General features: G+C 43.6%; 12 protein-coding genes. 1 reads left to right on the top strand and 11 read right to left on the bottom strand.

Translation table 11 applies throughout. From position 1 onward, the window contains the following. Nucleotides 1-9: 9 nt before the first annotated feature. From mutS to IGI88_RS08415, 7 genes are all read right to left on the bottom strand, one after another. Nucleotides 10-2,562: a DNA mismatch repair protein MutS gene (mutS, locus tag IGI88_RS08445; RefSeq protein ID WP_429946980.1), complete on the bottom strand. Its 2,553-nt coding sequence runs from the start codon at nucleotides 2,560-2,562 to the stop codon at nucleotides 10-12. Beyond that, on the bottom strand, nucleotides 2,546-2,935 hold the full coding sequence (locus tag IGI88_RS08440; protein WP_008376299.1) for a YlbF family regulator: 390 nt from the start codon (nucleotides 2,933-2,935) through the stop codon (nucleotides 2,546-2,548). The genes mutS and IGI88_RS08440 overlap by 17 nt, the downstream gene beginning before the upstream one ends. A 7-nt stretch (nucleotides 2,936-2,942) precedes the next feature. After that, nucleotides 2,943-3,740 (bottom strand): TIGR00282 family metallophosphoesterase, encoded by a 798-nt coding sequence (locus IGI88_RS08435; RefSeq protein ID WP_010748642.1) that lies wholly within the window; start codon nucleotides 3,738-3,740, stop codon nucleotides 2,943-2,945. A gap of 149 nt (nucleotides 3,741-3,889) precedes the next feature. Continuing rightward, nucleotides 3,890-5,125: a peptidase T gene (gene pepT / locus IGI88_RS08430; RefSeq protein ID WP_008376304.1), complete on the bottom strand. Its 1,236-nt coding sequence runs from the start codon at nucleotides 5,123-5,125 to the stop codon at nucleotides 3,890-3,892. 37 nt (nucleotides 5,126-5,162) lie between these two features. Continuing rightward, a complete protein-coding gene (locus IGI88_RS08425; RefSeq protein ID WP_008376307.1) occupies nucleotides 5,163-5,585 on the bottom strand; it encodes a methylglyoxal synthase in 423 nt (140 codons plus the stop codon). Nucleotides 5,586-5,703: 118 nt separating this feature from the next. Further along, on the bottom strand, nucleotides 5,704-6,480 hold the full coding sequence (locus IGI88_RS08420; protein WP_005227160.1) for a Cof-type HAD-IIB family hydrolase: 777 nt from the start codon (nucleotides 6,478-6,480) through the stop codon (nucleotides 5,704-5,706). Nucleotides 6,481-6,698: 218 nt separating this feature from the next. Continuing rightward, complete coding sequence (locus IGI88_RS08415) at nucleotides 6,699-7,496, bottom strand: formate/nitrite transporter family protein (protein WP_005227159.1); 798 nt, start codon at nucleotides 7,494-7,496, stop codon at nucleotides 6,699-6,701. Between the two features lie 368 nt (nucleotides 7,497-7,864). Here IGI88_RS08415 and rpsD point away from each other — a divergent pair, with 368 nt between their 5' ends. After that, a complete protein-coding gene (gene rpsD / locus IGI88_RS08410) occupies nucleotides 7,865-8,476 on the top strand; it encodes a 30S ribosomal protein S4 (protein WP_005227158.1) in 612 nt (203 codons plus the stop codon). Nucleotides 8,477-8,625: 149 nt separating this feature from the next. On the opposite strand, the gene spx is transcribed toward rpsD, so the two are convergent. The 4 genes from spx to IGI88_RS08390 form a co-directional block, all read right to left on the bottom strand. Further along, nucleotides 8,626-9,075 carry a transcriptional regulator Spx gene (gene spx, locus IGI88_RS08405; protein WP_008376310.1) on the bottom strand — a complete coding sequence of 150 codons (450 nt, stop codon included), beginning with the start codon at nucleotides 9,073-9,075 and terminating at the stop codon, nucleotides 8,626-8,628. Nucleotides 9,076-9,125: 50 nt separating this feature from the next. Next, nucleotides 9,126-9,527: an Asp23/Gls24 family envelope stress response protein gene (locus IGI88_RS08400; protein ID WP_429960344.1), complete on the bottom strand. Its 402-nt coding sequence runs from the start codon at nucleotides 9,525-9,527 to the stop codon at nucleotides 9,126-9,128. Between the two features lie 287 nt (nucleotides 9,528-9,814). Continuing rightward, nucleotides 9,815-11,236 (bottom strand): peptidoglycan DD-metalloendopeptidase family protein, encoded by a 1,422-nt coding sequence (locus tag IGI88_RS08395; RefSeq protein ID WP_301389421.1) that lies wholly within the window; start codon nucleotides 11,234-11,236, stop codon nucleotides 9,815-9,817. 232 nt (nucleotides 11,237-11,468) lie between these two features. Then, nucleotides 11,469-12,830, bottom strand: coding sequence for a citrate/2-methylcitrate synthase (locus tag IGI88_RS08390; protein ID WP_429960343.1), 1,362 nt, complete (start codon nucleotides 12,828-12,830; stop codon nucleotides 11,469-11,471). Nucleotides 12,831-12,858: the final 28 nt, after the last annotated feature.

Genomic DNA, 12,858 nt, shown 5'->3' with positions numbered 1-12,858 from the left:
ACCTTCTTTCTAAATTCGTTTTTGCAGCTCGTACAATGTATTCAGAGCATCCATCGGGGTCATTTCCAACAGATTCAATTTCTTCAATTGATCGATGACGCCGATTTCTTCCGTAGATACTTCACTAAACAACGACAACTGCTGACTTTCTTCGACGACTGGTTTTGGCTGTACCGTCGGTTCATGTTCTTCCAGCGCTTTTAGGATCGTCGCTGCGCGCTGTAAGAGTGCACTTGGCAGTCCAGCGATTTTGGCTACATGGATCCCATAGCTTTTATCTGCGGGTCCTTCCATCATCTTATGCAAGAAGACAACTTCGCCTTCTTTTTCAACGGCACCGACATGGACATTGCGTAAGTGTGCCAATTCCTCATCTAAAACCGTCAGCTCATGATAATGGGTGGAGAAAAGTGTTTTGGCATGAACTTCTTTGTGGATATATTCAATGATGGCTTGTGCCAATGCCATCCCATCATAGGTCGCAGTCCCACGCCCTAACTCATCAAACAAAATCAAGCTGTTAGGCGTTGCATGACGCAGCGCTTGGTTGGCTTCCATCATCTCCACCATAAACGTACTTTGACCGGCGATCAGGTCATCGCTGGCACCGATGCGAGTAAAGATCCGATCAAAAATCGGCATCTCTGCAGATTTTGCCGGTACGAAACAGCCGATCTGCGCCATAATGACTAGCAAGGCAAACTGCCGCATGTACGTACTTTTCCCAGACATATTTGGTCCTGTGATCAACAGGATCTCTGTTTCTTCATCCATCACGATACTATTTGGAATGTACTCTTGGTGACCAAGGACTTTTTCCACTACAGGATGACGGCCATCGATGATCGATACTGCTCGTTTTTTCGCTACTGTCGGCCGCACGTATTGGTAGCGTTCCGAAACCGTGGCGAAACTTTGTAAGACATCGACCGCACTGACGGCTTTGGCTAACTTTTGTAGACGTGTGATACTCTTTTTCACTTCTTCACGAACGTCAAGAAAGAGGCGATATTCCAAATCCACCGATTTTTCTTCGGCTTCTAAAATCAAAGTCTCCAGTTTTTTCAACTCGGGGGAAATAAAGCGTTCCGCATTGGCTAAGGTTTGCTTGCGCTCGTAGCGAGAGGTATCTAAATTCACTAGATTGGCTTTCGTGATCTCAATGTAATAGCCAAAGACGCGGTTGAACCCAACTTTCAGGTTTTTGACCCCCGTCGCTTGACGTTCGTTGGCTTCTAATTCCGCCAACCATTGCTTGCCATTACGCATCGCCGTACGGTATTCATCTAATTGTTGATGGAACCCGTCTTTGATGATGTTGCCTTCTGTGATCTGCAACGGGGCATCTTCATCGATCGCCGCTTCGATCAGTGCAACCAAATCATCTAAAGGCGTTAATTCCAGCAGCAAGTCATTCCACTCGCCACGGTTGATCCCCTGCAGCAATTGCGCGATCAAAGGCACTTGCTCCAAAGAAGATTTCAACTGCAGCAAATCGCGGCCATTGACATTTCCGAAGGCGACCCGTCCGACTAGGCGTTCCATGTCATAGACTTTCGTCAACGCTTCTTGCAGATCCGCTCGCTCAAAGAAACTGTCCAGTAACGATTGGACCATTTCTTGGCGGGCAGTGATTTTCTTTGGCTGGATCAAGGGACGATCCAACCATTGCTTTAACAAACGTCCCCCCATTGCGGTCTTTGTCTCGTCCAGCAACCACAAAAGAGTCCCTTGTTTTTTTCCGGTTCGAATCGACTGCGTCAATTCTAAGTTGAATTTGGAATAATGATCCATTTTCAAGGCATGATCCGGCTGATATTCCACGGCTTGCTGAATGTGGGCTAAACTGCGTTTTTGGGTAATCGCCAAATAACTTAGCAATTTCCCTGTGACTACTTTTTCTAACCCTTGGGAGAGAGGTTCCGTTAAAAATTGAAATTCGGCATTTTCTTCCAACGTTTCTTGCTTAGAAAACACGACATTCAAGCGATTGGTCAGCATCGTTTGCAATGATTCAGGAATCTCGCTGCACAAAACGACTTCTTTCGTTTGCAGAGCGGCGGCCTCATTGACGACGGCTTCTTCATCTTCCAATTGCGCTGCTTTTAATTCACCGGTACTTAGATCGACATAGGCAAAGCCAAAACGCTCCCCTTGCTGCAAAACAGCTGTCAAAAAGTTGTTTTCTTTGGCGGATAGGCCTTTACTGTCCATCACCGTTCCCGGCGTGATCAGTTGAACGACTTCGCGTTTGACCATTCCTTTGGTGGTTTTTGGGTCTTCCACTTGCTCACAAATCGCTACTTTGTAGCCTTGCTCGATCAAGGTGTCGATGTAATTGCTGGCGGCGTGGTAAGGCACCCCACACATAGGGATCGGTTCCTCCGCATTTTTGTTGCGGCTGGTTAACGTCAGTTCTAAAATTTGTGCTGCCTTGACAGCATCCTCATTAAATAATTCATAGAAATCTCCTAAACGATAGAATAAAAAAGCATCTTGGTACTGAGCCTTGATGCTTAAATACTGTTCCATCATCGGGGTATTTTTAGTTTTTTGAGGCATTGGTTTCATCCTCCTCGATGGCTTTATTCATTTTCTTTTGGATCTCCGTCGTGACATATTGCAGCAATTCATCTGCTTGCAGTAACGCTTGGCGATAAGCAACCACTAAGGGGTGCTGCTCGTATTCGTTTGTCAATGACGCATAACGCTGCTCCGCAGCTTTTTTTGCTTCGGGTTTCTCATAATGCTCAAATTGAACGATTTCTTTTTGCGCTTGCTTCAGCGCTTCTTCCAACTCCAGTAGCCCTTGGTTTTGCAAGGCTCGTACTTGAATTTCTTGAAATTCTTGAACGATCGGATGATTAGACAAAAGCTTTTGCAAAGCAGCCAACTCTTGGGCAACGTTTGATTCTTTGGTTAATTGCTCTTCCATGCTTCTCCTATTCTGTAAACGGGCGATCTTCACTGATTTGGATCGGACGGATCGATTTTGCTTTACCAGTGGCTTCATCAATCTCAAGCAAGCAAGCCGACAAAATACTGCGGCCTTTTTCAATCACTTCAAACCGTTGCGGCAACGCCGTCAAAAATTTTTCAATGACTGGTTCGCGTTTCATTCCCAAAATCCCATCATAAGGACCAGTCATGCCGACATCTGACAAATAAGCCGTTCCTTGGGGCAAAATCCGCGCATCGTTGGTCTGTACGTGGGTATGCGTGCCGACGACTGCCGAAACTCGGCCATCCAAATACCAGCCCATCGCTTGTTTTTCGCTAGTAGTCTCCCCATGAAAATCCACAAAGATAAACGGTGTACGTTTGCGGGCAATCGCAACCAATTCATCCATTTTGCGAAACGGATCATCAAGGTCTACCATGAACGAGCGAGCTTGCATGTTGATCACCGCCAACTCAATGGTGTTGACTTTCACAAACACCATGCCGACCCCCGGTGTTCCCTCTGGAAAATTGGCTGGACGAATCATTTTCTTCGCATCGCCAATAAATTCAAAAATGTCACGGTTGTCCCATGTATGATTGCCTAATGTCACGACATCGACACCATCTTGCAAAAATTTCTTATAAATTTTACCAGTGATCCCACGACCCGCCGCCGCATTCTCGCCGTTCGCGATCGTCACCTGTGGTCGATACGCCTTCTTTAATTTGGGAAGGTACTCCGTGATTGTTTCTCTTCCTAATGAACCAACTACATCTCCAATGAATAATACCCGCACACATTTTTCCTCTTCTCTTTTAGCTTCTTTTCTATTATAAGGGTTTTGGTCCAGAAAAAAAAGGTTCTTTCACTTGCTGTTCTTCCTTGCAGCAAAACAAAAAAACACGCTAGACTTTTTCGCTTTAGTCTAGCGTGTTGCCGCGTTCTCTAGGAAACGGTAGTGTCTTCTTTCCCGACATGTTCCACGATCGCCACGATCAAATCACGGGCTTTTTCCATCGCTTCCACGGTAATAAATTCATACTGGCCATGGAAGTTTTCACCGCCAACAAATAAGTTCGGTGTTGGAATGCCTTTATAGGTGATTTTCGAGCCATCGGTCCCGCCACGAAACGGCGCTTCGATCGGTGTCACACCAATCGCTTGCATCCCTGCTCGGGCAGCTTCGATACTGCGGGGATCTTTCTTGATCAAATCCCCCATATTGTAATATTGGTCATACAGCGTATAGGTGATGCGTTCTTGCCCATAGGCTGTGTTCAATTCGTCAATGATCCCCACGATGTTAGCTTTTCGCTGTTCAAAAAGCATATGATCGTGATCACGAATGATATAAGAAACTTCTGCTCGACCAATATGTCCCGTCAAATTGTGCAGTAGGTAAAAACCTTCATACCCGCGGGTGCGTTCAGGAACTTCCTCTGCTGGTAAGGCATCGTCGATTTGATGCGCGATTTTCAAGGCGTTGACCAAACGACCGTAAGCAGTTCCAGGATGCACACTCGTACCATCAATCGTTATATCAATACGAGCAGCATTAAAGGTTTCATATTCCATATGCCCCACACGACCACTGTCCATCGTGTAAGCAAATGCCACTGGAAAATCCGCCGCATCAAAGCGATCAGCGCCAGTCCCGATCTCTTCGTCAGGCCCAAAAGCGACCCAGACATCGCCACGTTTATGCGCATCCATCGTTTGTAAGATTCGCAGCGCGTCAATGATCTCTGCGATACCAGCTTTATCATCTGCACCCAGCAGGGTCGTTCCATCCGTTGTGATCAGCGTTTCGCCGACATAGTCTTTGAGATTAGGAAATTCAGCAGTTGTCATATAAATGGCTTTTTCTTTATTTAAACAAACATCCTTGCCATCGTAATTTTCATGGATCTGCGGCTGAATATTTTCAGCTTCGAAATCTGCCGTGTCTACATGGGCAATAAAGCCAATCGCCGTTTTTTCAGGATTACCAGGTAGACGTCCGATCACAAAACTATTCTTTTCATAGTAAGCAACATCCGCTACCCCCATCTCGATCAACTGATCTTTCAATAAAAGAGCCAACTCAACTTGTCCCGGCGTCGTTGGGATGGTCTGACTCGTCGCATCTGAGCGAGTATTCATTTTTGCATAGGTCAAAAAATCCTTTAAGATTGCTTTCAATTCTGCACGTCCTTTTTCTTCAATTCTTCTACTATCTTTATAACGACAAGGGACGATTGTCCGTTTCGTGGATCACTTGTCGAAAATCAGCAAAGCCAGCTGCTAACCCCCGCAACAAGATTTCTGCCGTTCCCATATTGGTAGCTAAAGGAATCTCGTACACGTCTGACAAGCGAATCAATGCCGTTACATCTGGTTCATGGGGTTGCGCGGCTAAAGGATCGCGCAAAAAGATCACCATGTCCAAGTCATCTTGCGAAATCATGGCGCCAATTTGCTGATCTCCTCCCAGCGGCCCTGATTTGTAGCGGTGGACAGGCAACTGGGTTGCTTCTTCGATCCTCTTCCCCGTAGTTCCTGTTGCGAAAAGTTCATGCTGCGCTAAAATTTCTCGATAGGCAGTCACTAATTTTACCATTACATCTTTTTTTCGATCATGAGCAATCAATGCGATTTTCATTTGCTGCATTCCCCCTTTTTTCTATTGTACCAATTTATTTTCTTTGCGACCGAGAAAAAACAAAAAAACATAGCACAGATGCCGTAAACCGACTGTGCTATGTCTAAAGGATTCCTTTTTAAATCAGTTGTAATTCTTTCAAGGCTAACCAGATGCCATCTTCATCATTGCTAGCGGTCACCATATCTGCGACTTGTTGGATCTCAGGGACCGCATTGCCCATTGCCACACCGACACCTGCGGCAGTCAGCATTTCACGATCATTTTGGCCATCACCAAAACAGATCACATCTTCTTGCGCTATCCCTAATTGTTCCGCGACGCACAGGATCGTTGCTGCTTTGGAGCCTTCTTTTGGAACGACATCCACACTGTTTTCATGCCAACGCACAAAACGCAGTTTGCTGTATTTCTCGTCAAAGAAATGCTCATACTCTTTTCCGTAAAAAGCCAATGCTTGATAGACTTCTTTTTCTTCGGGAAAATCCATGTCCAACTCAGGAAGTTGGGCACCAAAAGAATGCATCGCTGCTTCCATTTTAGCAATATCCAAAGAAGACGCTCGTTTCGCTGTATCCATCCCGACAAATGCCGTGTCGATCCCAAGCTCTTGGGCTTCTGCCACGAAAGCAGCCAATTGCGTTTCATCGAGTAAGTTTTTATACACCTGCTGATGCGAAAGAAAAGCAGCTGCGCCATTACATAAAATGTAATTATCAAAGGACAACGAACGAATAATATCTTGAGCGTGGAAACGACTGCGTCCAGTGGCAACGGTCACGAAATGGCCAGCATCTCGTAAAAGATCAAGGGCTTTTAGCGTACTGTCTAGTGGCTGTTTGTTCGAGTCAAGCAAGGTTCCATCAATATCAAAGGCAAAGAATTTCCGATTCATAAAAGGTTAAGGCTCGCTTTCTATTAAGAAGTAACTAAGATTTTGGTCTTGGTTGCGGTCATTTTTACAAAAAACAGCAAGAAAAACCGTACATACTTATTCTTAACATAAATAGGCGCTGATTTCAACGCTCCGTTAAGGGATGATGGCTTCTTCCTGGAGAAATGTTAAAGAAAAGAAAAAAAAGAAGCATCGCTGCTTCTTTTGGTAGGTTCTAATTAGTCGACATAGGTCGATTTTGAGTTGTTCAACCATGCATAGCCCAGCCCCATGACCAAGCCACCGCCGATATAGTTACCGATAAAGGCAAAAACTAAATTATGGATCACACTGCCGACAGTCATACCTGCCAAGTGTCCGCCTGAAGCCCAGAAAGCTAAGGTAAACGCTGGGAAGTTAGCAATAACGTGTTCGAATCCTAAGAAAGCAAAGATGAAGATGATGAAAATGATTGCTGCAACTTTTCCGGCATCGTCTTTCATTCGCATGCTTACTAGAACAGCTGTGTTTACAACGATATTGGCGAACATCGCTTCTACTAAAATTTGGATGGTCGATTTTTCTAATTTCGCAGTGATCGAGGTCAGCATAAAGTTGTCTGCGGTCAGCCCTTGAAAAGGACCTGTCAGTGCAACGATTGAGCCGAAAATCACCCCGCCGATCAAGTTGAACAAGACACACGTAAGCAAAATTTTCAATGCCAAAGGAATACTTAGACGTTTACGGTAAACCCCAACAGTCATATACAACATATTTGATGTTCCTAATTCTGCGTTCATATAAAGAATCATGACTAAAGACCAGCTAAACATAAATGCATATAGAATTTTCCCTAACCCGTGAACCATCGATTCACCTTTCATAGCGATCGCAAAAGCAATAGCTGTTCCGAGGGTCAAGAATAAACAAGCCATCATCGCACGTACAGCGTAACGCAAATAACTACTCTTGATCAGATCGATTTTCTTTTCTATGGAAGAATCGATCTTCTCAAATAATGGGGATACTGGATTCATTTTTTCTACTCCTTTTATGAATAATTTCACTTCGTTATCATTTGCACAATACTTTCATATTCTAATGACGAAAAGCTGTTTTGTAAAGAGATATTTGAAAATATAAGTAATTAATGAAAAATTTCAAGATTTGTTTTCATCAAATCCAAAGCCAGCTCCATCTTGACTTTTGCCCCTAGTTTGTCGTATACTATTCCTTGTGTAAAATAATGCAGCAGGAAAATAACAGCTCGTCACCAGTTCGTTGCCCCTCGGGTGCAATTGCGTAACCGCGGCTGCAAAGGTGAAGATTGAAGAACGAACTGCACGAATGTGAGTTTTTCAACGGATTATTTTACTCCAAACTATTTTATTGGAGGAACTAAATTATGTCTCGTTATACAGGACCATCATGGAAAATTTCTCGTCGTTTAGGAATTTCTTTATCAGAAACTGGAAAAGAATTGGCACGTCGCCCTTACGCTCCAGGACAACACGGACCAAACAGCCGTGGCAAAAAATCAGAATACGGCATGCAATTAACTGAAAAACAAAAATTGCGTCATATGTATGGCATGAACGAACGTCAATTCCGTACATTGTTTATCAAAGCAAGCAAAATCAAAGAAGGTAAACACGGTGTTAACTTCATGATCTTGCTAGAACAACGTTTAGATAACGTTGTTTACCGTCTAGGTTTAGCAACTACTCGTCGTCAAGCACGTCAATTAGTAAACCACGGTCACGTTTTAGTTGATGGCAAACGCGTTGATATCCCTTCATACCACGTTGAAGTTGGACAAGTCATCAGCGTTCGTGAAAAATCACAAAACATCTCAACAATCAAAGAAGCAGTTGAAGCAACAGCTGGCCGCGCGTCATTTGTAAGCTTTGATAGCGAAAAATTAGAAGGTTCATTAACTCGTTTACCTGAGCGTGATGAATTGTCTGCAGAAGTTGACGAAGCACTAGTCGTTGAATTCTACAACCAAAAACTTTAAGATTTCAACCGACACGATTCCTTTTTGGAATCGTGTTTTTTTGTGGAATCAACGGATTTACTGATCCTCTTAAGAAGACCCTTGAAAAAATACCAAAAAAACCGACAATGATACATCGCTGTATTCATTTGCCGGTTTTGTTCCTATTATTAGATAAAGTTCGCAACAGATTCGCCTTCTTCTTGCTTTTGGCGATAATTAAACATGAGCAGCTCTGTTTGGCGTCGTTTGAAAATGATCTTTCGTAAGTTTCGTGGCACGAATTTACGAATGTCTTCTTCATTGTACCCCACTTGGAGCTTGTTCTCATCTAAGATAATTGGCCGTTTCAATAAGTTCGGGTATTGTTCGATCAATGAAAGTAGCTCTTCTAGCTTCAACTCTTCTAAATCGATGTCTAACTTTTGGTACACTTTCGAACGAGTAGATATAATGTCTTCCGTTCCATTTTTTGTTAAAGAAAGAATCTCCATTAGTTCATCACTATTTAATGGATCGCTAAAAATGTTTCTCTCTTTAAATGGCAGTTCATTTTCGGTCAACCATGCACGGGCTTTACGACATGACGTACAGCTGGGTGTTGTATATAGTGATATCATTTGTTTATTCTTCCTTTCTCTTTGATGTACTTCGATTTTTTGCGTGGTGCTCAACCTTCGATTTGATCGATCGTTTCCTGTTTGACGATATCGGCGATTCGAATATTGATCTCTTTGACTTTCAAAGAAGTCAAGCGGCTAATTTCTTCTAAGACCACTTCTTGGACTTGCGCAAAGAGTTTGGGGATATCTTTGCCGTAAGCCACGAGTACTTCCAAATCAACTGCAACCTCTTCTTTGCCAACTTCCACATCGATGCCAGAAGCGACTTGCGGCTGTTCTTCAAGGTTTTCGGTCATATCTGAAAGAAATCTGCCATTTACACTAATCAAGCCATCAATTGACTGCAAAGCGACACCAACAATTGTTTCAATGACTTTCTCTTCAAAGGACAGTGGACTTGCTTGCGCTGCTTCATTAGACACATTCGTTGTTTGCTGATCGTCAGTCATTTTTCACACTCCTTGGTTAAATAAGAAAGGATACTAGAGACATCGCAAAGTCGCATACACGACCTTGTCTAAAGTGGACATTCCTCTTGGGAATTTTTTTCCCTACCTTTCTAGCATAAATTCTTTTTGTTTTTTTTACAAAGAAAAACACTTGTTTTCGGAATAAATTTATCGTGCAAGATAAAATGAATGCGCTAAAAAAATCTCAAAGCATAATTTTCCTGAAATGATTCGTTTTTCTTGACAAAAAAAAAGAAAGCAGCTACACTGCTCTCTTTTATTCTTTGTTATTTTGACAAGGCATCTAATGGATCAATCAGTTGATGCCGGGCTAAACTAGGTGAAAGACTAACTTCAAAATGCAAGTGAGGACCTGTACTGTTCCCCGTACTTCCCATGGAAGCAATCACTTCGCCTTGTTCGACCGTTTGACCGACTTCCACTAAATTGCGATGATTGTGCGCATACAATGTCGTCAGCCCATCTTTGTGCTCGATGGCAACATAATTCCCCCATGAAGAATGATATTCTGAGCGGATCACCGTTCCTGAAAGACTAGCCATGATCGGCGTTCCTTGCGGGGCGGCGAAGTCCACTCCACGATGAAACCCATTGCCTCGCGGACCAAAGACAGAAGAGACAACTGGATTGCTGACAGGATAGATCATCTGTTCGCTGCCTGTCGGTAATTCTGGTTTCTCTTTGTCATAACTCGTCAGAGCATATGCTTCGATCAGCGCATTTAGCTTCTCATTGTATTGTGTATCTGATGCATAACGCCCGGTCAGATATTCCGTGGCATCTTCATAAGACTCCGTTTCTGATTTCCAAACACCTTTATAAAAATTCGGATTGTGGTCCAATCCTTCTTTCAACAATTTCGCATAATCTTTCAAAGAAGATTCGATACTGTCATATTGGCGAAACGTGGCATGAACTGTGTATAAATTACCGGAACCATCGTCTTCTTGCGTTTGGAAGGAAATCCCATTCCCTTCATAAAGTCCCTTAATACCAAATAGGTTATAAAAAGGCTCCTGGCTCAGACGACTTCTTCCGCTACCAGACTCTAAAATCGCTTGTGCAATCATGACCGATGCGTAAAGATCTTCTTCTTGTCCAACTTTACGAGCATCTTCTCCAATCTCCATAATAAAGTCCCACGTTTCTTTGACTGGCGTGACTTCAAATTTTGCTGGCTCATCTTCTTGCGGCGGCGTTACCGTCAACTCTGGTACGTTCGGTACTTCTTTGATGTCAGGCGAAGGCTGGCTTGGTGTTGATTCTTGCTCTGGATTTGGTGTTGTCTCTGGTTCTGGGTTTGGTGCTGGCTCTTCTGGTTCTGGCGCCGGCTCAGGTGTTGGTTCTGGCTCTGGATTCGGCTCTAGATCAGGATTTGGTGCCGGTTCTTCTGGTGTTGGTTCTGGTGTCGGGGTTGGTTCCGGTTCTGGCAATGGTTCTGGTGTTGGCTGTTCAGGAACAGGTGTTGACTCTCCTGGAACTACTTCGCCGTTTTCTCCTGGTACCGTTGCGGCATCTTCAGGGACCAAGCCCATTGTTGGCCCGTTCACTCCCGGAACCGTTGACTCAGCTGTATTTTGACCAGCAGTAGACTCGCTCGTTAAAACAGCCGCAGCCGCTGATACTGGCAGCAATGTTGAAAATTGACTGGTAATAATGGCAATTGCCATCCATTTCTTTATTTTCATTCGTGAACTTTCCTCCTTTATTCCTCCCTCTATCATACAAAAAATGCAAGAAACTTTGTAATCAATTTTTGCATTCCTATATGAAAAAGGAGAAATACTTGATTTTTCTAACGAATGAATGATCCAAGCCATTCATTTGCTCTCTAGTAAAAATACGCAAAAACAGCTCAATACCATCTTTTCAAATGTCCAAAACAAAAACAGCAGCGAGCGTCCTCCCTGCTGTTTTGATCTATCTTGACTCTATATCGATATATTCGCGATCATTTGACACTTCTTTATAGGCGGGGCGCATGATTTTTTGTGCGTTGACCAGCTCTTCGATCCGATGGGCGGACCAACCAACGATCCGTGCAATAGCAAACATTGGTGTATACAGTTCTTCTGGTAGATCCAACATGTTATAAACAAACCCGCTGAAAAAGTCGATATTGGCACTGACTCCTTTGTAGATTTTGCGCTTTTCATTGATGACTTGAGGAGCAATGCGTTCGACCATCGTATACAATTGATATTCTTGCCAAGCTTCTGATCCTTTTTCTTGTGCCAGTTTGGCTACATAATTTTTAAAGATCGCCGCACGGGGGTCGTTGTCGCTGTAAACCGCGTGGCCCATGCCATAAATCAATCCTTTACGGTCAAATGCTTCTTTATCTAGGACTGCTTCCAAATAAGTGCGGATGGCCTGTTCATCGGTAATATCAGCAACGTTGCGCTTCAAATCTCCCATCATTTCCGTCACTTTGATATTGGCGCCACCGTGTTTAGGTCCTTTCAAAGCACCTAGCGCTGCAGCAATCGTTGAATAGGTATCCGTCCCACTGGAGGTAACGACTCGTGTCGTAAAGGTCGAATTATTCCCGCCGCCATGTTCCATATGCAAAACAAGTGCCATATCCAATGTTTGGGCTTCTTGGAAGCTATATTCTTTCGTTGGACGCAGCATAGTCAAAATCGTTTCAGCTGTACTCAACTCTTCGGTCGGGCGGTGGATGTACATGCTCTCCCCTTGATTGTAATGATTGTAGGCATGATAGCCGTAGATTGCCAAGAGCGGAAAGACACTGATCAGCATCAGACTTTGTTCCAATACATTTTCAATGCTGATGTCATCTGCTTGAGGATCATAACTTGCCAGTGTCAAGATACTGCGAGATAAACTATTCATGATATCAGAAGAAGGTGCTTTCATAATGACGTCACGAACAAAATTGGTCGGCAAAGTACGTTTTTCTGCTAATAGGCAATGAAATGCCGCAAGTTCTGTTTTGTTTGGCAGTTCGCCGAAAAGTAATAAATATGCAATTTCTTCAAAGCCAAAACGTTTCTCATTGACGAACCCTGCTACTAACTCATTGATGTCAATTCCGCGATAACGCAGCTCGCCACAAGCTTCAACTGGCTTGCCAGCAATGATTTTTTCTGGATAAATGGTGGAGATCGTCGTAAGACCTGCTAAGACCCCCGTGCCATTTAAATCCCTCAGTCCACGCTTTACATCATATTCTGAATAAAGATTCATATCTATCAAATTGTATTTCTGACATTGCGATGCAAGATAGGACAATTTCTCTTTCTTTTCTAATCTTTCCACGGTGATGTTACCTCCAATCTTTCTACAA

The organism is Enterococcus sp. AZ179 (genome assembly GCF_050498885.1).
Taxonomy (GTDB): Bacteria; Bacillota; Bacilli; order Lactobacillales; family Enterococcaceae; genus Enterococcus_D; species Enterococcus_D entomosocium.
Note: the sequence above shows the minus strand (reverse complement) of the source record. Positions and strands in the feature narration are given on the sequence as shown.

Bases quoted from the DNA above. Each gene is read 5' to 3' on its own strand.
- IGI88_RS08415 (WP_005227159.1), bottom strand. From the start codon at position 7,496: ATGAATCCAGTATCCCCATTATTTGAGAAGATCGATTCTTCCATAGAA.
- IGI88_RS08425 (WP_008376307.1), bottom strand. From the start codon at position 5,585: ATGAAAATCGCATTGATTGCTCATGATCGAAAAAAAGATGTAATGGTA.
- spx (WP_008376310.1), bottom strand. From the start codon at position 9,075: ATGATATCACTATATACAACACCCAGCTGTACGTCATGTCGTAAAGCC.
- IGI88_RS08395 (WP_301389421.1), bottom strand. From the start codon at position 11,236: ATGAAAATAAAGAAATGGATGGCAATTGCCATTATTACCAGTCAATTT.
- IGI88_RS08440 (WP_008376299.1), bottom strand. From the start codon at position 2,935: ATGGAAGAGCAATTAACCAAAGAATCAAACGTTGCCCAAGAGTTGGCT.
- mutS (WP_429946980.1), bottom strand. From the start codon at position 2,562: ATGCCTCAAAAAACTAAAAATACCCCGATGATGGAACAGTATTTAAGC.
- IGI88_RS08420 (WP_005227160.1), bottom strand. From the start codon at position 6,480: ATGAATCGGAAATTCTTTGCCTTTGATATTGATGGAACCTTGCTTGAC.
- IGI88_RS08400 (WP_429960344.1), bottom strand. From the start codon at position 9,527: ATGACTGACGATCAGCAAACAACGAATGTGTCTAATGAAGCAGCGCAA.
- rpsD (WP_005227158.1), top strand. From the start codon at position 7,865: ATGTCTCGTTATACAGGACCATCATGGAAAATTTCTCGTCGTTTAGGA.